Source organism: Symbiobacterium sp. (genome assembly GCF_040797425.1).
GTDB lineage: Bacteria > Bacillota > Sulfobacillia > Symbiobacteriales > Symbiobacteriaceae > Symbiobacterium.
Genome location: NZ_JBFNEH010000035.1, coordinates 1 through 21,625, shown reverse-complemented (window position 1 = coordinate 21,625; position 21,625 = coordinate 1). Strand labels below are relative to the sequence as shown.

The 21,625-nt window shown below is 66.9% G+C and carries 23 protein-coding genes, 3 tRNA genes and 1 pseudogene; 9 read left to right on the top strand and 18 right to left on the bottom strand.

The features are described from left to right. Window positions 1–199: 199 nt before the first annotated feature. From AB2385_RS11705 to AB2385_RS11695, 3 genes are all read right to left on the bottom strand, one after another. Window positions 200–1,366: a sugar MFS transporter gene (locus AB2385_RS11705; protein ID WP_367655182.1), complete on the bottom strand. Its 1,167-nt coding sequence runs from the start codon at window positions 1,364–1,366 to the stop codon at window positions 200–202. A 155-nt stretch (window positions 1,367–1,521) separates the two neighbouring features. Next, window positions 1,522–1,597, bottom strand: a tRNA-Glu gene (locus AB2385_RS11700). A 5-nt stretch (window positions 1,598–1,602) separates the two neighbouring features. Next, window positions 1,603–1,678, bottom strand: a tRNA-Lys gene (locus AB2385_RS11695). 169 nt (window positions 1,679–1,847) lie between these two features. On the opposite strand from AB2385_RS11695, the gene AB2385_RS11690 reads away from it, so the two are divergent. Continuing rightward, window positions 1,848–2,393, top strand: coding sequence for a GNAT family N-acetyltransferase (locus AB2385_RS11690; protein ID WP_367655181.1), 546 nt, complete (start codon window positions 1,848–1,850; stop codon window positions 2,391–2,393). Between the two features lie 124 nt (window positions 2,394–2,517). Here the strand turns inward: AB2385_RS11690 and AB2385_RS11685 are convergent, their stop codons facing one another. From AB2385_RS11685 to AB2385_RS11655, 7 genes and pseudogenes are all read right to left on the bottom strand, one after another. Then, the gene (locus AB2385_RS11685; protein ID WP_367655180.1) at window positions 2,518–2,973 is read right to left on the bottom strand and encodes a PaaI family thioesterase; all 456 of its coding nucleotides are present in this window, start codon (window positions 2,971–2,973) and stop codon (window positions 2,518–2,520) included. A gap of 268 nt (window positions 2,974–3,241) precedes the next feature. Further along, entirely contained in the window at window positions 3,242–5,251 is a 2,010-nt protein-coding gene (locus AB2385_RS11680) for a sodium-translocating pyrophosphatase (protein ID WP_367655203.1), read from the bottom strand. Window positions 5,252–5,452: 201 nt separating this feature from the next. Further along, complete coding sequence (ytxC, locus tag AB2385_RS11675) at window positions 5,453–6,379, bottom strand: putative sporulation protein YtxC (RefSeq protein ID WP_367655179.1); 927 nt, start codon at window positions 6,377–6,379, stop codon at window positions 5,453–5,455. Between the two features lie 106 nt (window positions 6,380–6,485). Then, a complete protein-coding gene (locus AB2385_RS11670; protein WP_367655178.1) occupies window positions 6,486–6,920 on the bottom strand; it encodes a vitamin K epoxide reductase family protein in 435 nt (144 codons plus the stop codon). Next, window positions 6,917–7,372 (bottom strand): annotated as a pseudogene (locus AB2385_RS11665) (DsbA family protein); the annotation flags it as partial. The gene AB2385_RS11670 and the pseudogene AB2385_RS11665, both read right to left, overlap by 4 nt. A gap of 12 nt (window positions 7,373–7,384) precedes the next feature. Continuing rightward, window positions 7,385–7,738 carry a hypothetical protein gene (locus AB2385_RS11660; RefSeq protein WP_367655177.1) on the bottom strand — a complete coding sequence of 118 codons (354 nt, stop codon included), beginning with the start codon at window positions 7,736–7,738 and terminating at the stop codon, window positions 7,385–7,387. A gap of 363 nt (window positions 7,739–8,101) precedes the next feature. Beyond that, a tRNA-Cys gene (locus AB2385_RS11655) sits at window positions 8,102–8,173 on the bottom strand. Window positions 8,174–8,366: 193 nt separating this feature from the next. Here AB2385_RS11655 and AB2385_RS11650 point away from each other — a divergent pair. The 3 genes from AB2385_RS11650 to AB2385_RS11640 all read left to right on the top strand — a co-directional run bounded on the left by AB2385_RS11650 (window position 8,367) and on the right by AB2385_RS11640 (window position 9,510). Further along, complete coding sequence (locus tag AB2385_RS11650) at window positions 8,367–8,588, top strand: hypothetical protein (RefSeq protein WP_367655176.1); 222 nt, start codon at window positions 8,367–8,369, stop codon at window positions 8,586–8,588. A 79-nt stretch (window positions 8,589–8,667) separates the two neighbouring features. Next, window positions 8,668–9,132 (top strand): DUF2103 domain-containing protein, encoded by a 465-nt coding sequence (locus AB2385_RS11645; protein ID WP_367655175.1) that lies wholly within the window; start codon window positions 8,668–8,670, stop codon window positions 9,130–9,132. Between the two features lie 99 nt (window positions 9,133–9,231). Next, window positions 9,232–9,510 (top strand): DUF3243 domain-containing protein, encoded by a 279-nt coding sequence (locus AB2385_RS11640; protein ID WP_367655174.1) that lies wholly within the window; start codon window positions 9,232–9,234, stop codon window positions 9,508–9,510. A gap of 31 nt (window positions 9,511–9,541) precedes the next feature. Here the strand turns inward: AB2385_RS11640 and AB2385_RS11635 are convergent, their stop codons facing one another. From AB2385_RS11635 to AB2385_RS11620, 4 genes are all read right to left on the bottom strand, one after another. Beyond that, window positions 9,542–11,344 (bottom strand): hydantoinase/oxoprolinase family protein, encoded by a 1,803-nt coding sequence (locus AB2385_RS11635; RefSeq protein ID WP_367655173.1) that lies wholly within the window; start codon window positions 11,342–11,344, stop codon window positions 9,542–9,544. A gap of 29 nt (window positions 11,345–11,373) precedes the next feature. Further along, complete coding sequence (locus tag AB2385_RS11630; RefSeq protein ID WP_367655172.1) at window positions 11,374–12,639, bottom strand: transporter; 1,266 nt, start codon at window positions 12,637–12,639, stop codon at window positions 11,374–11,376. Window positions 12,640–12,709: 70 nt separating this feature from the next. Then, window positions 12,710–14,086 (bottom strand): FAD-dependent oxidoreductase, encoded by a 1,377-nt coding sequence (locus tag AB2385_RS11625; protein WP_367655171.1) that lies wholly within the window; start codon window positions 14,084–14,086, stop codon window positions 12,710–12,712. Then, the gene (locus AB2385_RS11620) at window positions 14,083–14,271 is read right to left on the bottom strand and encodes a hypothetical protein (RefSeq protein ID WP_367655170.1); all 189 of its coding nucleotides are present in this window, start codon (window positions 14,269–14,271) and stop codon (window positions 14,083–14,085) included. The genes AB2385_RS11625 and AB2385_RS11620 overlap by 4 nt, the downstream gene beginning before the upstream one ends. Window positions 14,272–14,321: 50 nt before the next feature. Between AB2385_RS11620 and AB2385_RS11615 the strand changes: the two genes are divergently transcribed. After that, window positions 14,322–14,594: a substrate-binding domain-containing protein gene (locus tag AB2385_RS11615; RefSeq protein ID WP_367655202.1), complete on the top strand. Its 273-nt coding sequence runs from the start codon at window positions 14,322–14,324 to the stop codon at window positions 14,592–14,594. A 165-nt stretch (window positions 14,595–14,759) separates the two neighbouring features. Here the strand turns inward: AB2385_RS11615 and AB2385_RS11610 are convergent, their stop codons facing one another. Further along, entirely contained in the window at window positions 14,760–15,719 is a 960-nt protein-coding gene (locus AB2385_RS11610; protein ID WP_367655169.1) for an NAD(P)H-dependent flavin oxidoreductase, read from the bottom strand. Between the two features lie 132 nt (window positions 15,720–15,851). On the opposite strand from AB2385_RS11610, the gene AB2385_RS11605 reads away from it, so the two are divergent. Continuing rightward, on the top strand, window positions 15,852–16,082 hold the full coding sequence (locus tag AB2385_RS11605) for a GNAT family N-acetyltransferase (RefSeq protein ID WP_367655168.1): 231 nt from the start codon (window positions 15,852–15,854) through the stop codon (window positions 16,080–16,082). 206 nt (window positions 16,083–16,288) lie between these two features. Then, window positions 16,289–16,537 carry a hypothetical protein gene (locus AB2385_RS11600; RefSeq protein ID WP_367655167.1) on the top strand — a complete coding sequence of 83 codons (249 nt, stop codon included), beginning with the start codon at window positions 16,289–16,291 and terminating at the stop codon, window positions 16,535–16,537. An 87-nt stretch (window positions 16,538–16,624) separates the two neighbouring features. On the opposite strand, the gene AB2385_RS11595 is transcribed toward AB2385_RS11600, so the two are convergent. Further along, window positions 16,625–17,440, bottom strand: a complete 816-nt coding sequence (locus tag AB2385_RS11595; RefSeq protein ID WP_367655166.1) for a histidinol-phosphatase — start codon at window positions 17,438–17,440, stop codon at window positions 16,625–16,627. A gap of 140 nt (window positions 17,441–17,580) precedes the next feature. On the opposite strand from AB2385_RS11595, the gene map reads away from it, so the two are divergent. Beyond that, window positions 17,581–18,327 (top strand): type I methionyl aminopeptidase, encoded by a 747-nt coding sequence (gene map, locus AB2385_RS11590; RefSeq protein WP_367655165.1) that lies wholly within the window; start codon window positions 17,581–17,583, stop codon window positions 18,325–18,327. Between the two features lie 959 nt (window positions 18,328–19,286). Beyond that, complete coding sequence (locus tag AB2385_RS11585; RefSeq protein WP_367655164.1) at window positions 19,287–19,583, top strand: hypothetical protein; 297 nt, start codon at window positions 19,287–19,289, stop codon at window positions 19,581–19,583. Window positions 19,584–19,906: 323 nt separating this feature from the next. On the opposite strand, the gene AB2385_RS11580 is transcribed toward AB2385_RS11585, so the two are convergent. Then, window positions 19,907–20,863: a hypothetical protein gene (locus tag AB2385_RS11580; RefSeq protein ID WP_367655163.1), complete on the bottom strand. Its 957-nt coding sequence runs from the start codon at window positions 20,861–20,863 to the stop codon at window positions 19,907–19,909. A 217-nt stretch (window positions 20,864–21,080) separates the two neighbouring features. Beyond that, on the bottom strand, window positions 21,081–21,625 hold a 545-nt coding region (locus AB2385_RS11575; RefSeq protein WP_367655162.1), incomplete at its 5' end, for an exonuclease domain-containing protein.

The window sequence follows — 21,625 nt, the reverse complement described above, 5'->3', positions numbered from 1 at the left end:
GTGCGTTACTATAGCATGACCATGCGGGGGTGTCAAGCCGTGCCGCGGCCTACGGCTCGGTTCACGGATGGTCGGCAACGGGCGAGGGAACCCTGATCTTCCGGTTCACCTCTTTGATGACTTCCCCCCCCCCCCCCCCGCACGTGGTACGCGGGGCGATGGGAGAACCGCACCGTCCCCGTCGCCTCAGTGCAAGGGCTCAGCGAACCGCGTGGGGCACGACCGCCCGGGCGGTCCGCTCCACCTCGACGACCATGACCACGGCCAGGGCGATGAGATACAGCGGCAGCAGGCCCATGGTGAGATGCTCCCCGATGTACCCGAACAGCGGCGGCATGATCATGCCGCCCACGTAGGCGAACGCCATCTGCACGCCCATCATGGCCTGCGATAAGTCGGCGCCGAAGTGCACCGGTGTGTCGTGCAGCAGGGCGGGGAAGATCGGCGCGCAGCCCAGGCCGATGATGATGAAACCCAGGCGCAACGCCCACCCTGCAGGCAGCAGCAGGAGCAGCACGCCGGCGCAGATGAGCGCCTCGCCGAGCCGGATCAGGTTCCGGTTGGAGATCCGCATGGCCAGGAACCCCGAGAGCAGGCGCCCCAGGGTGATGCCGAAGTAGTAGAGCGAGATCCAGGAGGCCGCCGTCTCCGGCTCAACGCCCCGCGCCAGCACCAGGAACGTCCCGCCCCAGAGGCCCGCCGTCCCCTCGACGGCGCAGTAGCAGAAGAAGGCCGCCAACACGGGCTTCGCCCCGGGAAGCCGCAGCAGCTCCCGCAGGGGAAGCACTTTGAAGCCGCTTTCGGCCGCCGACTGGCCCGTCGCCCGCCTCCACAGGGGCAGCGAGGCGAAGAGCACGATCACGAGGCCCAGCTGGATCAGTCCGACTGTGGAGTAGCCGAAACGCCAGCCGTCGTGCGCCAGGGCCCAGGACATGATGAGCGGACTCAGGGTCACGCCGATGCCCCAGAAGCTGTGCAGCCAGTTCATGTGCTTGGCCTGGTAATGCAGGGCGACGAAGTTGTTGAGCCCGGCGTCGACACTGCCTGCGCCGAGGCCCAGGGGGATCGCCCACAGAAGGATCGCCCAGAAGCCCGGGGCCACCGCGATGCCCAACAGGGCGGCAGCGGTCATGGCCACGCTCACCACCGTGGTGAGGCCGGTGCCGAGGCGGCGGATGACCCGGCTGCTGAGGTAGCTGGAGACGATGGTCCCGCCGATCACGATGAAGGAGACGACGCCTGCCCACGAGACCGGCACCCCCAGTTCGGTGTGCAGCGTGGGCCAGGCGGTGCCCAGCAGCGAATCCGGCAGACCGAGGCTGATGAACGCCGCGTAGATGATGACGAGCAGAGCAGTCACGTGCATTCTCCATTCACTGCGATGATGTGCTTCAAACATAAGAATACAACCATGATCACATTCTACCGCAACGGCGGGCGCGTCAGTGCGGGCAGCCCGCCCAGCCGGGGACACAATGCAAGCAAGACCGCCCACCCGGGACGGTCTTGGTTGCCGCTGTATGGTGACCCCAAGGGGATTCGAACCCCTGTTTGCGCCGTGAGAGGGCGCCGTCCTAGGCCACTAGACGATGGGGCCGGAGCTGGTGGACCGCGTAGGACTCGAACCTACAACCTGCCGATTAAGAGTCGGATGCTCTACCAATTGAGCTAGCGGTCCGGGTCACGTTGTGTAGTTTATCAGGTGCATCGGCGATTGTGAAGCCCCAAAATGAAGATGGCGGAGAGAAACGCTGGCAGGTCCGCGCACCGTACCTGCACGGAACTCTCGGGTTCCTCCGCACGTCATTACGGTCGTAAACCTTTGCAACGATGGGAGTCCGATTCGCATGTTCCAGCTGATCACCCCGCGGCTCCGGCTCCGCCCGCTGGAGGCCGACGATGCGGCAGACGTCCAGGCGCTGGCCAGCGATGCTGACGTCAGCGCCCGCATGCTCAACATGACCCTGCCCCTTGCGAGCGACGGCGGCGCCGCCGCGTGGATCGCCGAGCAGCAGGCCGGGTGGGAGACCGGCACCCGGTACGGCTTCGCCATCCGCACGGGCGATTCCGATGCCTTCGTCGGCGTGGTGACCCTCCGGGTGAACCGGGAGGCCGGCAGGGCCGAGCTGGGCTACGCCGTCACCGCCGCTGCACAGGGGAAGGGCTACGCCACCGAAGCGGCCCGGGAGGTGCTCCGGTTCGCTTTCACCGGCCTCGACCTGCAGCGGGTCACCGCCCACTGCCTGGCGAGCAACACCGCCTCCCGGCGAGTACTGGAGAAGCTGGGCTTCCGCCAGGAGGCCCACCTGGAGTTCGAAGACCCCGCCAAATCTGACGGCTTCGCCCTGCTTTTCTACGGCCTGAACCGGGACGAGCACCGCGCGGACAGGTGACCGGTGCGCGGGTGCGCCGGTGGAAGGCCGGCGGTGGCGGAGCACACGGCCGCTGACCCAAATCAAGAAGGGGCTGTCCCCCCGGAGCGTTCGCTCCGCCGGGGCAGCCCCTCTCCGTCTGCGGCTACTCCTGATCGAGGAACTTGGCCACTCGCTCCTCGTCCATGGGGGCGAAGATCCCCCGGGCGCGCGCAACCTGGTTGCCCTCCGCGTCGCGGGCCTCGGCCTTGGCGGCGATGATGCGGGTGTTCTGCTTCACGATCCATGCGGTGAAGTGGTAGGTCTGGCCCACGCGCAGCGGGCGCCGGTACGTAACCTCAATCTTGCGGGTCACCGCCAGCTGCAGCTGCGCGTAGATGAGCTGGCTCATCACCTCGTCGAGCACCGCGGCGATGACCCCGCTGTGGGTGATGCCGGGCGGCCCCTGAAACTCGGGAATGGGGGTGAAGGTGCACTCCGTCTTGTCGCCCACCAGCCGGATGTTCAGGCGTAGCCCGAGGCGGTTCTCCTGACCGCAGCCGAAGCACTGCCAGTGCAACCCCTGAAGGTGGTCACGCTCGGACACAAACGACTCGCTCATACCAACGGCCCCTTTCGGCAGGAGATCCTCCTGGACTATTCTACCACGGATCGGAGGGCGGCTGCGAACCCTGGTGCGCAGGTACTCCAGGGGGCAGCCTCCAATGGACGATTTCGCCGGGGCCCGCCGCGATCCCTGTCGGTCCGGGCCCGTCCCGGTCGCTGCCGCCCGAGGCAGCGGAGACGCTGGCTCCGAACCCGGCCGCCTGCGCCGGCCCGGGAAACAAGAAAGGGGCCGCCCGTGGGAGCGGCCCCCGGCTGGCCCGGCACTAGAACAGCCCGTTGCCGAAGGTGGCGGCGAAGACCAGCGACACGATGGTCATCAGCTTGATGAGGATGTTCATGGACGGGCCGGAGGTATCCTTGAACGGGTCGCCCACCGTGTCGCCCACGACGGCGGCCTTGTGCGGGTCGGAACCCTTGCCGCCGTGCGCGCCGGACTCGATGTACTTCTTGGCGTTGTCCCAGGCGCCGCCGGCATTGGCCATCATGATGGCCATCATGACGCCGGTGACCAGGGCGCCCGCCAGCAGGCCCGCCAGGGCAACCTTGCCCAGGAGCCAGCCGATCGCCAGGGGTGCGATCACGGCCATCAGGCCGGGAACGATCATCTCCTTCAGCGCGGCGTCGGTGGAGATCGCCACGCAGCGGGCGTAGTCGGGCTTGGCCTTCTCCTCCATGAGGCCCGGGATCTCCCGGAACTGCCGCCGCACCTCCTCCACCATGTGCATGGCGGCCCGGCCCACGGCGTTCATCGTCATGGCGCCGAAGAGGAAGGGCAGCATGCCGCCGATGAAGAGGCCCACGATCAGCTTCGGATCAGTCATGGAGACGTCGCCCAGCTTCGCCGCAGTGGCGAAGGCGCCGAAGAGCGACAGGGCGGTGAGCGCCGCGGAGCCAATGGCGAAGCCCTTGCCGATGGCGGCGGTGGTATTGCCCACCGAGTCGAGCGTGTCGGTGATCTTGCGGACCTTGGGGTCGAGGTGGCTCATCTCGGCGATGCCGCCGGCGTTGTCGGCGATGGGCCCGTAGGCGTCCACCGCCACGGTCATGCCCGTGGTGGAGAGCATGCCCACGGCCGCCAGGGCGATGGTGAAGAGGCCCTGCCCCTGCGGGGCCCCCACCAGGTAGCCCACCAGGGTGGCCGCCGCGATGACCAGGATCGGCAAGGCGGTGGACATCATGCCCACGCCGAGGCCGGCGATGATGTTGGTGGCCGGGCCGGTCTCGGAGGCATCAGCGATGGACTTGACGGGGCTGTACTCGGCAGCGGTGTAGTACTGGGTCAGCTGGCCGATCAGAATGCCGGCCACCAGGCCCGCCACCACGGCCGTGAAGTAGATGTGGGTGCCGTAGCCCAGGAACGAGACCAGGCCGGCGATGATCACCGTGATGATGCCGGCGGCGTAGGTACCCATGTTCAGGGCCTTGGCCGGGTTCTCGCCCTCCCTGCCCCGCACGAACTGCGTGCCGGCGATGGAGCCGAGGATGCCGCCGGCGGCGATCAGCAGGGGCAGGACGGCGAGGTTGGAGTCGATGTTACCGTCGACGAGGGCGACGGCCATGGCGGCGATGACGGAGCCGACGTACGACTCGAACAGGTCGGCGCCCATGCCCGCCACGTCGCCCACGTTGTCACCGACGTTGTCGGCGATGACGGCCGGGTTGCGGGGGTCGTCCTCGGGGATGCCGGCCTCGACCTTGCCCACCAGGTCGGCGCCCACGTCAGCGGCCTTGGTGTAGATGCCGCCGCCCACACGGGCGAACAGGGCGATGGACGAGGCGCCCAGGGCGAAGCCGTTTACGATATTCGGATCCTTGAAGATCAAGTACATGATGCCCACACCGACCGTGCCGAGGCCGACGACGCACAGCCCCATCACGGCGCCGCCGGAGAAAGCGATGTCGAGGGCCTTGTTGAGGCCGTGCTGCGCCGCGTTGGCGGTGCGGACGTTGGCCTTGGTGGCCACACGCATGCCGAAGTTGCCCGCCAGGATGGAGCAGAGGGCACCGCTGACGAAGGCGATGGCGGTCTGCCACTCCATGGCATCGGTCGTGAAGCCAGCGATGAGAATGACGAGTGCGAGTACAAGAACGAAGTAGACCAGGGTCCGATACTCCCGGTTCAGGAAGGCCATGGCGCCGTCGTGGATGGCGGCACTGATCTCCCTCATGCGGGGAGTGCCTGGATCTTGCCGGCTGATCTTGCTGGCGAGCAGATACGCCGTTAACAGAGCCAGTAATCCAGCGACAGGCGCGGTCCAGGCTAGACTTGCCATGCTCACTGAAATCCGATCTCCTTTCCATCCGAATAGGATAGACCTACCCTACGAAAGTTATCCATTTAGGGGACAATTCCTCCTATCGCCATCACAACTTTCTGCAGACACCATGGGCGCGCCGGTCCGTACGAATCGACCAGCCCAAAAACAGCGAAAGGAGGGGCTTTCCCTCCTTGCGCGTCTATGGTCCCTCGGCCATCAGTGTTGCCAGGTAGCCTGCGACGGCTCGCACGCGCCGGCGTGGGTCGGGCTGCAGAGCGTACAGCCCTCGCACTCCGCCGTCCGCTCGCCGAACACGCCGAGAATGGTCTCGAACGCCTCGTCCCGGCCGGACGGACGACCGGACCGGTGGACGGTGAGCCGGCGTGGCGCGAGGGTGATCAGTGCCGAAATCAGCAGGTCCTCGTGGCTCACCTCGTCCTCAACCATCTCCACGACGAACTCCTCCAGCGCCTCGCTGCGGATGGCGCCGCCGTCGTCATCGACCAGCCGGAACGAGCCACCCGGGCCCAGGAGCACGTGCACATGGTCGATCCGAGGCTCCTGGATGTCGACGAAGTGCCGGAGCAGGCGGATGAACTCGCGGTGCTCCCGTTCCATCAGGTACTCGTCAACCGCCCTGTCCACGGCGTCTTCCAGCTCCTCGATGTAATCGCGCAGCCGGAAGTTGACGAAGCCTTCCAGGACCAGTTCATCAGCGGTATCGAGGTAGTCGCGCAGCCGGCGGAGGATCCGGGTCTTGCGGCCTTCAGCGTTCCCGCCCCGGGCGTCTTCGGCGCCGCTCCTGAGCGTGCGCCCGGTGTAGGCGGCGATGAGATCCTGCTCGTCCCGGGAGAAGTAGGAGTACGAGCCGCGGATGATCTTGCGGATCAGGTGGTCCTCCCATTTCTCCACGATCACGTCGGACAGGGCGGTGGCCACGGACTCACGCAGGAGGGAACCGATTTGTGCGGACCGGGCCGACCCGTCGGCGTCCACCGCGCAGTCGAGGAAGGCGAAGGCGCCTCTGTGCGACTGGCCGATCCGGACGCTCACGCCCTCTGCGCGAAGGATCCTGAACTCGTCGTCCAGGCGCTGCCGAATTTCGTCGATGCCTGCCGCAGTCCCTATCGTGATCGCTTGCACGGCCGTTCCACCCCACTTTGTAAGAAATCGGCTCCGAGGGAGCCTGTGCGGGCGTCTCGAAGCCGAGGGTATCTGCCGTATTAGTATATGACCAGCCGCGAAAAAGCTATACAGACTGCTGCAGGCGCCGCCAGACCATGGTGGACAGCACAAACAGGAACACCTGGATGACCGCGGAGACCGCGCACCAGAAGCAGATGGCGTGGATGACGAAGAGCTCCAGGTAGGTCAGGTAGGCCGAGAAGAGCAGGCCGACCAGTGCAGTGCCGAACAGCGCCAGCACGCTCCAGTCCGCCGGCTCCCGCCCCCGCAGGGCCAGGAGGGCCAGCACCAGCACCAGCAGGTAGGCGCCGAGCCCCAGCACGGGCATGGGGATGCCGAATATCCACGCGTAGGCGCTGTGCTGCACGGTGTCGCAGCCGCCGCTTCCCATGCAGATGGCCACCTGGTCCGTGGTGTACACGTAGGTCAGGTAGGCCGAAATCGCCAGCCCCATCACCGCCAGCACGCCGATTCCCTGAAGCAGCCTTCGCAGGCTCACTGAGCTTCCAAAGCCTCCTTCACCGCGTTGATGAGATCGTCCCAGGTCTTGAGCGAGACCAACTCACCATTTATGACGAACGAGGGGGTTCCCTTGATGCCGAGCTCCTGCCCGGCCGAAGCCTGTGCCTGCACCCGCGGGAGGAACTCCTGCGCCTTCTCATCGGAGGTAAAGCACTGGGTGAACGCCTCCGTGTCGAGGCCGAGTTCGTCCGCGTACCGGATGAACAGGGCGTCCAGATCCTCCGCCGTCTCCTGAGCGTGAATCCCCTGTGCCTGGTCCTCGAAGATGCGGTCGTGCATGGCCCACCAGTAGCCCTGCTCGCCCGCGCACTCCACCGCCTTGATCGCCCATCCCGTGGGCTGGAAGAGCGGGTAGTAATGTACCTCATACCGGATCTTCCCGGACGCTGCGAGGTCCGCCAACTGCGGACCGACGACCGCATGGGCCGTGCTGCAGGCCGGTCAGACGAAGTCCACGTACTCGATCACAGTCACCGGGGCGTCCGCCGGACCCATGGCGTTCCGCACCGCGCCCCGCTCGGCGTCGCTGAGCACCCGGCCATCCGTGGCGCCAGGCTCCCCGTCCTGGCCCGCCTGCTCGCCAGGCGCGGCCGACTCTTCCCTGCCGGGCGCCTGCTCGTCCGAAGCGCCTGGCTGCGTCTCGCCGGCAACCTGCCCGTGCGGGGCGGTGGGCCCCCCCTCCTTCGCTGACCAGATGTTGACCCCAATGAGGCCCGCCGCCAGCACGACGGCGATGCCCGCGACGATCCAGATCACAAGCGAACCGCGCTTTCCGCCGTCTTTCTGCCTGTTCACTGCTCCCACACACCCTTCGACGCCTGGTTTGGACACGGCGTTCGCTCTTTTACTATTCCACGCGCGCCCGCCCCTTCTCCTCCCGCCATCGCCGTCCGGCCCGCCCGCGCGCCAAGGGCGGGCCGTCCAGCTGGCCCGCCCGTTCATGCTTATCCTAGATTCCCCAGGGGAACTTCCAATACTTCCAGAACGGAAACTTAGAGAACGGCTTCTTAGAGAACTTCCCGTACGGCACATCCCCCACCTCCGGTCCAGCGTATGCCGGCCCCTCGGATGATGTGCACCCGACCTGGGCTCCGCCCTGCCCGGGCCATGCCGCGCAAGACGCCCGGCTGCCTGTTGCAGCCGGGGGGCCGCCGCGGGAGGTGGGTGTGGGATTTGAACCCACGGATAACGGTTTTGCAGACCGCCGCGTTACCACTTCGCCAACCCACCGCTCGACGGCACCGCTCATTCTATCACAGACTGTGTGCGGGCGTCAATCGCTCCCGCGATCCCGAAAACGGGGTGGCAACCCGCTGTCGCTCTTTTCGCGCTAGACCCTTTTCGGCGCATGGTCTATAATGATCCATTAGCACTATGGTCTTATCAGACTGCGATTTGAAACTGTCAGCGGGGAGGCACTCAGGTGAACTCGACCGAACTTCTCATGTGGTGGGTACTGTTCCTCATCAGCAACGTCGTGCTCGCCGCGTCCGTTGGCCTGCTGGCCAAGGCCGGCCCGTTCGCCCGGCTGCGCGTGCCGCCGATCCTCAGCACCTTCATCCTGATCTGCGGCATGACGCTGCTTCTGGTCTCGGGCAAGCAGAACCTCCTCCAGGAAACCATCACGGCCATCTTCGGCAGTTAGCGCCGGCGGGCGGAGAGTCGGCGGGCCCGGCGCTCCGCCCCCGCGCCGGTCAGGACGACGCAGCAAGGACTGAGGCCTGTTGAAGAAGTACCGTGCAGGCAAGATCAAGCGGGAACACAGCGTGATCGAACAGCTCTGGCCGGTGCTGGAACAGATCGCCGAATGCGACCTGGTCACGAGCATCATCCCGGGCCCGATCCGCCCGCTGAACACCCATGGCTTCGAGGTGACGTTCCAGCGGTTCACCGAGACGGGCCTCCGACTGCTGGCCAAGAACGGCTCCGCAGTCCAGGAGGTTTATTTGGTCGCGCCCGACAAGCAGGCAGCCCTGGAGTGGCTGGCCGCCGAGGGCATCGTCGACTGGAAGCCGGAACACAAGGAGGCCCCGCCGCGCCGCGGAGCGCCCGAGCCGCTGAAGACTGTCCTGCTCCCCTCTGACATGCCGTGCGCCATCTGTGGCCGGACGATGCGCGCCGGCACCCGTGCCGCCCAGCTGGGCCGGAAGCGATATACCTACGCCCACGTGCGCTGCGCGCGCAGGTGAAACGCCGCCAGCAGGCATGATTGCCTGTGCCCTGGCGCAGACTACTTGCCGAGGCTCAGTCCAATTTCGTGTACGCGGCACAGGAGGTCAAAGGTTAGGATGGACAACGTCTCCCCGGATACCCCGGTCCTGGAATCGTTCGAGCAGTGGAAGCAGTTCCTCTCGGATCGGGTGAGCGAGGCGAAGCGGGCCGGCGCCTCGGAGTCGACCATCGTGAACGCGGCGAAGAGCATCGGCTCGTTCCTCGCCCAGAAGGTGGACCCGCGCAACCGGGAGCAACGCCTGCTCAAGGAGCTCTGGGACGTGGGCACCGAGCAGGAGCGGCAGGCCCTCGCCAGCATGATTACCAAGATGGTCTCGGACGGCAAGGTGCACTGAACCAAAGGGAAGAGGGGCGGCCATCCGCCCCTCATTTGGTCGTCACAGGGTCCGGCAGACCCTCCTGGCGACCGACTGCCGCCATCAGTTCCTCCTCTGCCCGCGCCAGCGCCCGACTCAGTTCCGCCTCGGACCACCTGTCGGTGGCGACCAGGATCAGGTAGTCAACGGCGTTGGGCAGGAAGGGCAGGCCGAGCAGCTCCCTGGCAAACGCATGCGCGGCAATTTCACGGCAGCGCCGGGCCCGGGTGCCCGGTGCGGCGCCTGAGCGAATGGCCGCCTCCAGCGCCTCCTGCCGGATGCTGAGAATATCCTCTTCCGTCGGATTCGGCTTGGTGCGCTCGACCACCTCGCGCACCAGCGCCAGCGCCACACCAATCGGGGAGATGACGTGGTGGTTCCGGGCCAGACGCGCCTCCAGACCCATGAACTCGCCGACGAACGGAACAAGGGCTCCAGATCCGCCCCCGCCGCCCAGGAGGACGGCATTGCTGCGGTCGAGATCGTACTGCTGCATGAGCGACTCCACGACCGGCGCAACCTTCGCGGCTGCCAGGCGCATCACGGTCCGGGCCGCCTCCTCGACGCTGCAGCCAACTGCGGCCGCAAGGGGGGCAAAGGCTCGGCGTGCCGACTCGGGGTTGCCGCGGGCGTAGCCTCCTTCGGGAACGTAACCGAGCAGATTGGCGGCGCAGGACAGGGTCAGGGCGAAGCGCTGGCCGTTTGCGCACCGGACGCACACGTAATCCGCCGGATCACCCGGTTTGGGCGCAAAATACTCCAGCACGGGGTCGACGATCTCGTCCGGATCGGCGTAGACCGCGTAGCGGAGGCCGGCGATGTGCGCACTGCGGGGCCCCACATCCCGGATGGCACCTCCGGCGGCGCGGACCACCGAGCCGCCGGCAACGCCAAGGGTCCGCACGTCCAGGGAGGTGAGGTATGTCTTGTGCCCGCCCACCTGGGCGTAGTCCACCATCACCCGGCCGTTCCGGATGGCGCTGATGTCCGTGGACGTACCGCCAACCTCCAGGAAAATGCCGTCCGAGATCCGCTCGTACATGAGCGCCCCGGCCACGCCGGCGGCGGGGCCTGACAGCAGCGTCAGTATGGGCCGCTGCCGGACCTCGTCCACCGTCATCACGCCGCCGTCACAGCGCATGACCATGAGCGGGGCGGCGATGCCCGCCCGCTTCACCGACTCCTCGGTCATGGTGGCCGTCCGCATCATCTTCGGCAGGATGGAGGCGTTGATGACCGCGGTGCGGGTGCGGATTCGCAGGCCGTACAGCTTGCTGATCTCGTGCGTCCCGGCCGAAGGCAGGCCCTCGTCCAGCGCCGCCTTCATGATGGCCCTCTCACCCTCGGGGTTGTCCACGCTGAACGGCTCCGCGGCCACGACGACCCTCGCCCCGGCGTTCTTCAACTGACGGAGCGCCTCTTGGAGCTTCCCCAGCTCCGCGTGGACGTGGCTGGTGCGCAACCACTTGCCGGGTGCCAGTTCAAGGTCGCCCACCTGGGTTTCGGAGCGAGCGCGCAGTCCGTCCATACCGGTGCCGGCACAGATGATGCCCACCCGTTCCACGTCGCCCTCCAGCAGCGCGTTGGTCGCCTGGGTCGTCCCGTGGGCGATGAAGCGCACCTGGTCGGGCGCGATATCATACTGCTCCATCAGCTTGTGCAGCGACTGCACGATCCCCGCTGCAACCCCTTCGGGGGCGTCTTGGGTGGTCGGCACCTTCACCTGCCCGATCAGTTCATAGGTCTCTTCATCGATGGCAACCGCATCCGTGAAGGTGCCGCCGACATCTATGCCGATACGCACCGCTCTCATGGCTAACCCTCACTTCGTCGCGCGTTCTCTTATGCGGCCCAGCGGGTCACGGCGATGACGGCCAGCGCCGCCAGGGTGGCTGCAAAGACATACGGCAAGGTCGCCTTCAGGATGTCGTTCACATCCGTCTTGGTGAAGCCAGCTGTCCAGGCGTTGTGGGTGTTGGTGGGATCACAGACCCCCTGGATCATGCCGGTGGACATGAGTGCACCCATCACCAGGTGCGGCTGGTAGACCGAGGTCAGGATGGCGCCTACGCCGGCACCGAGCCCGTAGAGGTTGAGCGGACCCCGATAGAGCGCCAGGGGGCTCAGCAGGCCGAAGAAGAGCACGTATCCCAGCGGGGACTTGGGCACCACCGCGCTGAGCAGCGGGGTCATCACCGCCTTTACAGGCTCTGCCGTCAGGGCCACAACAGCCATACCGATGCCGACCATGAGCCCCAGCACGGGGGCGACATTCTTGATGCCCTCCGTGATGGCTGCACCCAGCGTGTTCAGGATCTGGCGGGGCCGCGTGGTCAGGATGCCGTAGAGGGCGCCGATCGTGAGGGCGGCGTTGATGTCAAACGAGATGCCCCCGATGAACTGGAAGCCGAGCAGGATGGCCACCGGAATGAGCGGGGTGATGAGCGCGTAGCCGGGCACGCTGGGGGCCTCGGTGGGAGGCTTGGTGGGCATGGCCCAGGTGGTCCGCCGGGGCCGTGCGTTCACAATGATGTAAGCCAGGGTCGCGATGGCCAGCAGGAGGGCGTTGGTGGTGGCGAAGCTGGAGATGGTCTCCATCGGCACCTGGAGCACGCTCTGGTAGAAGCCCCAGTTGGCGACGTTCCAGAGCCCGCCGATGGAGATGCCCAGCAGGAACATGCTGGCGGCAGCCAGCGGACGGATGCCCACGCCGATCAGGATGGGCAGGACCAGGGTGCCGACCATGATGATGGAGCCGAGGCCGCCCAGTGCGATAAAGGCGATGGCGGTGGCCAGCGTCATGATCAGCGCGACAGGCAGGGTCTTGTCTCCGGCCAGTTCGGCCGCCTTCTTGACGATGGTTTCGGCAATCCCCGTGGAGTAGACCACATAGGCCAGGATGGCGCCGAAGATCGCATTCATCATCGCACTGGCAAGCCGGGTTGCGCCGGTGCCGAAGACGAGCGTGATGGCGTCCAGGGGTGCGCCCGGGTTCGGCAGGTATGCGATGAGCAGTGCCATCATCGGCAGGGCGAGGATCGCGGAGAGCTTCTTGGTATACATGAGCACTGCGAACACCAGAAACACCAGCAAGATGACCCAACCCATACTGCAGTACCTCCTTCGAAGAGGGCGAATGAGCGATCCGGATGCCAAGCCGTGGAGCCTGATGGGAGACTTAACCCGGCCCTCCTTTCTCCTGTGCTTTCCCCCAGGAGGCACCCGCTGCCGCCAGCGCCTTCTGAAGGGTGGAAATCTCCAACTGGCCCGGTTCGACCCCGGCCATCGCGGACAGCGCCGCCGCCGTTCCGGCCGCCTCGCCCACGGCCATCGCGGTGGCCGTGATGCGCGCCGAGGCCAGTGCTTCATGCTCCGCAGAGATGCACCGCCCTGCCACCAACAGGTTGGTGACTCCCGTCGGCAACAGACACCGATAGGGGATATCGTAAGAGGTGCCCGGGGCCATCGGGATGACCTCCAGCCCAACACCGGAAGGACTGTGGATGTCCACGGGGTAGGCGCCCCGGGCCACGGAGTCCGGAAACGAGGCTCCGGAGACCACGTCCCTTCCGGTGAGCACATACTGCCCCTTTACGCGCCGGCTTTCCCGCACGCCGACCTGCGTTCCGGTCTGGATCAGCTCCACCCGGCTGCATCCGGGAACGTACCGGCGCAGAAACGCCATGACCTGGGCCACCTGCCGCCGCCCCTCCACCTCGCCCCGCGTGAGCCCGCTGCTGGTGGTGCCGTCAGCCCGGGTGATGCGGGTCATATTGACGATCGCCTCGCCGGGCCGGCCCGTCGCGAAGAGCAAGACCCGGTCTCGCTCAAGCGGGAAGTCGCCCCGCGCCCGTGCCGCGGCGACGAGGCGGAAGAAACCGGCGATGGCCGGTGCAGGCAGATGGGCGAGGTCGGTCGGGTCGCATCCCAGGACGAAGTCATCCGGGTGGGCCGCGGCGTACCGGGCGATGGGCTCCCAGTCGACCCCTGCGATGCGGAACAGCAGCGTCATGGGCTGGGCGAGGCCGTCCTCCGGGCGGCCGTACTCAAAGGGAGCGCCGACCCGCGCCGCCAGGTCAGCATCCCCCGTGGTGTCCACGAAGACGGCCGCCTCCAGCCGCCGCAGGCCCTCCTTGGCTAAAGCGAGCACGTGGGTGATACGTCCCGCTGCGACGTCGGCGCCGACGACCTGGGTGTGCAGCAACAACTCCACGCCCGCCTCCAGGCACAGCTCCAGGTGGGCGGACTTCAGCGCTTCGGGGTCCACCGGCGTGATGGTGGCACAGAACCCGATCGGGTCGGGCACGTGCCCCGGGCTTCCGCCCCGGGCCACCAGCCGGTCGATCAGCTCCTGGGGGAGCCCGGTCACCACCTGCTCCCCCCGGCTGGCGTGAAAGGTCATAAGCGGCAGCGTCAGCGCCGCCGTGGACATGCCGCCCAGGAACCCGTACCGCTCCACCAGCGCCACCCGTGCGCCGCGCCGCGCCGCCGCCACCGCGGCCATGATACCGGCGGGGCCGCCGCCACAAACCAGCACATCATACCGCTCTCTCACCGCAACCCCACCTCAAGTTCCACTTCAAACGTGCGCGGCCAGGGCAGCCGGGCAGAGAACTGGTGGACCTGATAACAAGCAGCGAACGCCGGCAACCGGGCGAATTCTGCCAGCTGACCGCTCATCGCCTCCGCCACCTCCGCGCTCACCCGGGACCATGCAGCCCCCAGATTGACGGGACTCACTCCCTCCGCCCTCAGGCGGGCGTTGATCCCGGGCCGCACCAGGTTCCAATCTGGACCCGCTGCCCGACGCGTTTCTGTGTGATTTTGAAACCACCGCCCTGGCCGTGGCCCGCGTGCTCTCCGAACAGGGCCGGCAGGACGTGGCCCTTGCGTGTGCGGACCAACTCAGCATGACCAGCCGCGTCACGGCTTCGATCCCGCACATCTACTACCACCGGGACTACGCCGGCCGGGAGGCGGTGAAGATGCTGCTGCACCGGCTGGAACACCCGGACGAGCCTTTCCGGCACGTCCGCATCGCGGTGGACTTCCGCATGGGCTAGCGGAAGGCCGGACTCCCTGACAGCGAGCGACCCCGGCGCCGTCATCATCCGGCGCCGGGGTCGCTCTTGGTCTCGCCCGCTGCCGCACTCCATCCGGGCAGCGGCGCATCTGGCACGCACCGCCAGGCCATCGGGGCCCGTGCCGTCACCGCAGGTCGATTCCTTCTACTGCAGTGCGCTCAGTTTCCGGCTGATGGCCCTCGCCTCGGCGAGAATCCGGTCGAACAGTTCCGCCACCGTCGGCACGTCGTGGATCATCCCCACGCCCTGGCCCGCGTAGACGAAGCCCTCCTCCATGTTCCCCTCCAGGGCCGCCTTCGCGTTCACCTGCCCCGAGATGAGCGGCAGCAGCTCCTCCAGGGCGGCACCCCGGGCCTCGGCGTCGAGCACCCGCTGCGCCCCGCCGGTCTTCAGCACCCGGGCCGGCCGGCCGATGCTGCGCTCCATGATAATCGTCTCGTTCTCCTTGGCCTCTACCAGCATGCGTTTGTAGGCCTCGTGCGCGGGGCACTCCTGCGTGGCGACGAAGCGGGTGCCCATCTCGATGCCCTCGGCACCCAGTGCGAGAGCGGCCATCAGCCCCCGCCCGTCGACGATACCGCCGCTGGCCACCACGGGAATCTTCACCGCGTCCACGACGCGGGGCACCAGGGCCATGGTCCCCACGTCGTCGCGCCCCAGGTGGCCGCCGCCGTCGTACCCAACAGCGATGACCGCGTCGGCCCCCAGCGACTCCGCCTTCTGCGCCGCCCGCACCCCGGCGACCAGGATGATCTTCTTCACTCCCGGCACCCGCTCGTCGATGTACTTCATGTACGGCTCCGGGTTGCCGCCGGTGATGGTGACGATGCGCACCCCTTCCTCAAGGGCGACGTCGATGTAGGCCTCCAGCTTGCGATAGCCCATGGCGAAGTTGACGCCGAAGGGTTTGCTCGTGGCGGCTTTCACGAGGCGAATCTCGGCCCGGAGCGCCTCGGGGTCGGGCAGGGTGGCGGCGGTGATCTGCCCCAGACCTCCGGCCTCGGAAACCGCGGCACACAGACCGACCCGGGCCAGGTAGGCCAGCCCGCCCTGGATGATGGGGTACTCAATCGAAAGCAGGTCGCACAGTCGGGTTCGCAGCATGCCCACTCAACCTCCTCGCACCAAGTATTAACCCGGTAGGCAGGCGAATCCTTCTCCTGAAATGGCCAAATTGTCTGTGCGGCCGCCGGTTTGTACAGGATTGGCGGGCTTCCCGCTCCCCGGGCAGGCCGCATGGGAACGGCCCTGACCGATCCCGACCGGGTCCTGGGCCTCATGGCGGCCCAGGGCGGCGAGCTGATCGGCTACGCGTCGGCCCGTCCGGATCCGGCCTACCCCCCTGAGTGGGCCTACTGGCGGATCGGGCTGGGAGTCCGTCCCGACCACCGCCGGGGAGTACGTCGGCCTGGCCCTGAAGCGGCACGGCTACCGCCTGGAAACCACCGCCACGCAGGAGGCGAATGAGGCGATGCTGGCGCTCAACCGGCGGCTCGGCTTTCGGGTGGCGTACAGCCACCTCCTCCTCGAGCTGCTCCCCGGGCACTCCCGGCCCGGCCGGGACGTATGATGGGGCGGAGCCGCAGGACCTTGCGGACCCCGGGATCCCTGCGGCCGCTTTCACCAGCCGCCTACGGCACCCATAGACTGTGTAGGAGAGGAGGTGCACCGCTGTGCAATACGGTGGCTTTGGCAAGATCCCGGCATTCTCCCCCTTTATTGGCGCCCAGGCCGGTGCGGACGACCTGTTCATCGCCCCCGGCGCGGCCGCATACCCGGCCGCCAACGCGACGGTCTACCGGGTCTACGAGTATGCCGTGCCCGTGACGACCGTTGCGACCGTTCCCTCCGCGTACCCAACCACTGCCGGTATTCCGGGGATCGCAGCCTACCCGGCGGGCAAGGGGTTCTTCGGCATCTAGCCCTCTTCCGGCCGTGTACACGCGCGGCGAGCGGGCTCCCCTCCAGGGGGGACCCGCTCGCTCTGTGTCCCGGGCCGGGGCGTTCGGTCAGGCCAGCGGCACCATCCGGCGGCGCCGGCCCTCGAACCGCGCCGTCTCGGTGAAGCCGGTGCGCAGCGCCAGCTCCCGGGCGTCCTCGAAGCCCCAGCCCACCTCGTCCGGTGCGTGGGCATCCGACGAGATGACCAGCGGCACACCCCGCTCGCAGCAGGCCCTGAGCAGCGCCGGCGCCGGGTAGACCTCGCCCACGGGCTTCCGCAGCCCCGCGGTGGAGAGTTCGATGGCCACGCCGGCCCGGGCGATCGCGTCCGCCAAGTCGGTGTAGAGGTGCGTCAGCTCCCCCGGCGGGCGGTGGCCGAACTTCTTGATCAGGTCGATGTGGGCCAGGATGTCGAACAGGCCGCTCTCCGCGGCCGCCCGCTCCAGGGCAAAGAAGCGGGCGTACAGCTCGGCGATGTCCCACTCGCTGTAGCGGTGCACGTAGTCGGGATTGTCGAAGTTCCAGTCGTCCAGGAAGTGGACCGAACCGATCACGTAGTCCCAGGGGTACGCCTCCAGCAACCGGGTAAGCGCCTCCTCGTGGCCCGGAATGAAGTCCGCTTCCAGGCCCAGGCGGATGGGGATCTCGGGATAGCGCTCCCGGAGGCGCAGCACGTCGGTCACGTACTCCTCCAGCTCCGCCATGGCCATGGCGCCGCCGGGGTCGCGCCGCTCCTCGGGCAGCCAGTACATGGGAACGTGGTCCGAAAAGCCGATCTCGCCGAGGCCCCGGGCGATGGCCGCCTCCACGTAGGCCTCCATGGTGCCTGTCGCGTGGCCGCAGCGGACGGTGTGGGTATGGTAGTCTGCCAGCCGGTTCAGCACGATGGGGATCGCCTCCTCGCCCTGAGGTTCGCCCCGGCCGGACGGGACTCCTCCCGGGCGAGTGGTACAAGTGCGACTTCCTGATCGGCTGCGGATGCGCTAGGATGGAAGGAGAACCAGTTCCACTGGGAGGCAGTAGATTGATCAAACTGAAGTCGCAGCGTGAAATCGCCATCATGCGGGACGCGGGCCGGATCGTCGCCGAGTGCCATGCCGCCCTGGCGGAGAAGGTCCAGCCGGGCGTGACCACGCGCGAGCTCGACCGGTTCGTGGAGCAGTTTCTCGCCCGCTACCATGCCACGCCGAGCTTCAAGGGATACAACGGGTTCCCGGCCTCGATCTGCGCCTCGGTGGACGACGTGATCTGCCACGGCTTCCCCTCGAACAAGCAGCTGAAGCCCGGCCAGGTGATCACCATCGACATCGGCGCCTACTACAAGGGCTACCACGGCGATTCGGCCTGGACCTACGCGGTGGGCGAGGTCTCGCCCTCCGTCCAGGAGCTCATGCGGGTCACCCAGGAGGCGCTCTACGCCGCCATTGCGGTGGCCCTGCCGGGAAACCGGATGGGCGACATCGGCCACGCCATCCAGACGCTGGCCGAGGCACACGGCTTCGGCGTGGTGCGGGACTACATCGGCCACGGGGTGGGGCAGGACCTGCACGAGCCGCCCGAGGTGCCCCACTACGGCACGCCCGGCACGGGCCTCATCCTCCGGCCGGGACTGACGATCGCCATCGAGCCGATGATCACGCTCGGGGACTACCACACGAAGCTGGACCCCGACGGCTGGACCGCCCGCACGGTGGACGGCTCGATCTGCGTGCAGTACGAGCACACGATCGCGATCACGGAGAACGGGCCGGAGATTCTGACGAAGCTGTAGTGCGATGAAACCCGCAGGCTTACTGGCCTGCGGGTTTCCGCGGGTTCACGGGCGCTCGTCGGCGCGCTTCGGGTGGGCGTTTTCCTTCTTGAAGCCCGATTGGTCACCACCACCGGCTCCACCGTGAGGTCGCCCTCCGCCATCCGTGAGGCCACCCGGGCGATCGCGGTCACCGGTCGGACAATCTGCCCGCCCAGGATGAGCCCAATCGCGAGGCCGGCCGCCACCGCCACCGCGGCCGCCATCATGATGATCCGCTCGGCCCGTACGGCGGATGCCGCGGCCGCCTCCCGGAGTTGCTCGGCCAACTGATCGCCCATGGCCAGCAGCCTGTCCCCGTTGGTCACGAGTTCCGCACGCAGCGCCTCGATGCTGGCGCTGTCGACGCTCGTTCCCCTGAAGTAGCTGTCGGCCTGCTCGCGGTAGGCTCGACTATCCGCCATGATCTGGGCCAGGATCGCCTTACCCTCGGCCACCTGCATCGTACGCTCCATCTCTGCCAGCGTGGTCTCCAGCTGGTCGGCCGCTGCGTTGAACTCCTCCTGATAACGGGCGCTGCGGAACGCCTGGTAGGCTGACAGGGCACGGGCCTCTTCCGTGATTGCCATCTGGACCGTGCGGGCCATGAACTGAACCCGCTGCACCCGACCGGTCAGGTCCTGATACCTGGACTCGACCCTGTCCATGCCGATGATTCCCGCTACCGAGACCGTTACGAGTAGGAGAAGGACCGTCAGGAACCCGATAACCAGCTTGATGCGAACTCCGAGCTTGACACGTTTCCCTCCTGCGTTTTCGACTGTGGGCGGTCCTTAGGAGCGGTGCCGGTCAACTGGAACCTGGATTTCCTCAACCCTCCCGGAGTGGGGAATGATCCCATTTTACCGCGACCTAATAGTTGCACTCAATTTGTTTGTGATTTCAGTGTATCATCGGGTGCTTACCGCAAGTAGCGCCCCGTGCGAAGCGTGATCGTGGCGGCCATGGCCGCCGGAACGGCGGTCGTGTATCAGGTCCTCGGCCTGACCCAGGCGTTGCCGAGAGCGTTCGCCGGGGGCCTCGTGGGAGCGCTGGCCCTGGACTGGGCCTACCCTCCGCATGGTTCGCCCTTTTTCGGGATTGGGGTCGTCTGCGGCGCTGCCGGAGCGGTCCTGGCACCGTGGGCCGCCTCCCGAAACCGGGCGTGGCGGGTCTGTCTCCCCGCCACGGTTCCCGGCGCCGTCCTGCTCATCCACGTGGTCACGACATGGGCATGAGTGCTTCGCCGCCGTCCACGTCAAGACCGGGCTGGCTGACCGGGGAGCACGCCGCGCCCAGGTTAGACAACGGTACGGCCTGCCGAGACGCGGCCTGTCTTCTGCAACTGTCTGCCCATCCGAGGAGCAGAAAGGGGAGCGGCGATCCGCTCCCCTTTCGTTTGTGCTGCCGGCTGATCCGGCCATGCACAGGTGGTTCCTGCCCGTCCGGTCACACGGCGGGCTGCCTGCCCGGAAGCAGCGCCTTCACCGCCGCCCCGGGATGGGACCTGAAAGCGCCGTCCTTCAGTCCGGAGCCGAGACTCCCCATCCGGCCGGCTGGCCTACTCCGAATACGGAATGGACGTATCGATGCCGATGGTCCCGGTAGTGGCATCCCAGGTGACGCCGAAGTCCAGCAGTGCGGCGATATCCCGCAGCCGGAAGTAGTTGTACCCGCAAATGTTATATGCCTTAAGGACCAGCGGCACCACGCCGTTGCTGAGCAGCGTCGACGTGCTGGGCACGGCCTGCTGCGCCGCGGGATTCGGGGCCGCGGTCAGCTCGCCGCCCACCGGCGTGTAGGGCTGGCGGTACAGGAGGGTAATGGCGTTCTTGGCGCCGTCCCACGTGACCTCGAACTGCTTCTCGCTCCCGTTGAGGGCCATGGCCAGGTCACGGAGCTTGAAGTAGTTGTAGCCGTTGATGTTGTAGGCCTCGAAGGCCACCGCCTTGCCGTTGACGAGAACCGTCGAGGGGGTGGGAATGGCGGAGACGGATCCGTCCGCGTCCAGTTCAGCAGCGTCCGGGGCCAGGACCTCGATGGCCACCGTCGTCGGCGCGACGGCCTCCGGACCCGCCGTCACGAGGTAATACCCGGGCTCGGTGAGGACCGCGTAGTTGCCCGTCACGTAGTAGGGGATATCCCACAGCTCTTCGGTCAGTTCGTCGTGAATCTCGGCCTCCTCGTAATAGGTGAAGTTCTTCACGGTGAACCGGACCGACTCTCCAGTAGACTCGAAGTACACGGCGCCCTCCTGCGTCACCAGTTCGGCACGCTGAACGCTCTCCTGGGCGAGGTCGTCGCCGTGGAAGGTCACCGTCACAGGGGCCACAGCCTTGTAGACGACGGGCGTGGTGAACCCCGTGCCGACGACGTTCGTGATCGTGTAGTACCCGTTGAAGGAGTACTGAATGTCCATGCGCACTTCCTGGGCCGCCAGAGCCGGGGACGCGGTGAACACGGATGCCACGATACCGAGGGCCACGCCTGCAGAGATACCCTTCCTGAACCTGTGCACGAATTCGACCTCCTGTGATGGATTGTTAAGTACTGGACCGTGGGATTCAGTATATCAGGAAGTGAATATGGATTAAAATGGTACTTTCGTCCCGTGTAGTACTGCCGAAAGGCCAATGTTGCGGTTCCCGCGCCGGCGGGCAGGTCACCGACGACCTGGCCGCCTTCCAGCACCGGTGCGATTGCCGGCGCGGCGCGAAACGGGCCGTGCAGCTCGCCTACCACACAGCCACCAGGAGCAGAAGTGCGATGACCGCGACAATCAACACGCCGAGGCAACCGGACGTTGCGGTGGCGGACCGCGGCCTGACCCGCACGTCACCAACTACCCTTTGGCTCGGTCGCGGATTCCCTTGTTTCCTGCCGGGCCTGTGCGCTCTGATCGGTCCACTACCTAACAGCTCCTTGAGATAGGGTTCGGGACTGCCGAGGCCCAGCAACAAAACCGCTGCCTTCGCGTCGTCGAGGGCACGGTGTGCCCTCCCCGGGTGGATGTGGTGATCCCGGAGTAGCTGCTGAAGCCCCTTGGAGGGGAAACCCTTTCCGGCCCAGTCGATGCCCCTCATCGAGCAGTACCAGGGCTTGCCGACCGCCTCAGGAAACAGGCGCTCCACAAAGCGCCTGTCAAACGCTGCGTTATGTGCAATCAGGATGTCCGCTCGGTCGATCATGGCGGCGATGCGCTGCCGGTCCAGCCGCTTGCCGCGCACCTGGCGGATGCTGATGCCGTGCACACGCTGGGCATCCGGACTAATGGGCACGG

Bases quoted from the DNA above. Each gene is read 5' to 3' on its own strand.
- AB2385_RS11705 (WP_367655182.1), bottom strand. From the start codon at position 1,366: ATGCACGTGACTGCTCTGCTCGTCATCATCTACGCGGCGTTCATCAGC.
- AB2385_RS11690 (WP_367655181.1), top strand. From the start codon at position 1,848: ATGTTCCAGCTGATCACCCCGCGGCTCCGGCTCCGCCCGCTGGAGGCC.
- AB2385_RS11685 (WP_367655180.1), bottom strand. From the start codon at position 2,973: ATGAGCGAGTCGTTTGTGTCCGAGCGTGACCACCTTCAGGGGTTGCAC.
- AB2385_RS11680 (WP_367655203.1), bottom strand. From the start codon at position 5,251: ATGGCAAGTCTAGCCTGGACCGCGCCTGTCGCTGGATTACTGGCTCTG.
- AB2385_RS11640 (WP_367655174.1), top strand. From the start codon at position 9,232: ATGGACAACGTCTCCCCGGATACCCCGGTCCTGGAATCGTTCGAGCAG.
- AB2385_RS11635 (WP_367655173.1), bottom strand. From the start codon at position 11,344: ATGAGAGCGGTGCGTATCGGCATAGATGTCGGCGGCACCTTCACGGAT.
- AB2385_RS11630 (WP_367655172.1), bottom strand. From the start codon at position 12,639: ATGGGTTGGGTCATCTTGCTGGTGTTTCTGGTGTTCGCAGTGCTCATG.
- AB2385_RS11610 (WP_367655169.1), bottom strand. From the start codon at position 15,719: ATGCTGCGAACCCGACTGTGCGACCTGCTTTCGATTGAGTACCCCATC.
- AB2385_RS11605 (WP_367655168.1), top strand. From the start codon at position 15,852: ATGGGAACGGCCCTGACCGATCCCGACCGGGTCCTGGGCCTCATGGCG.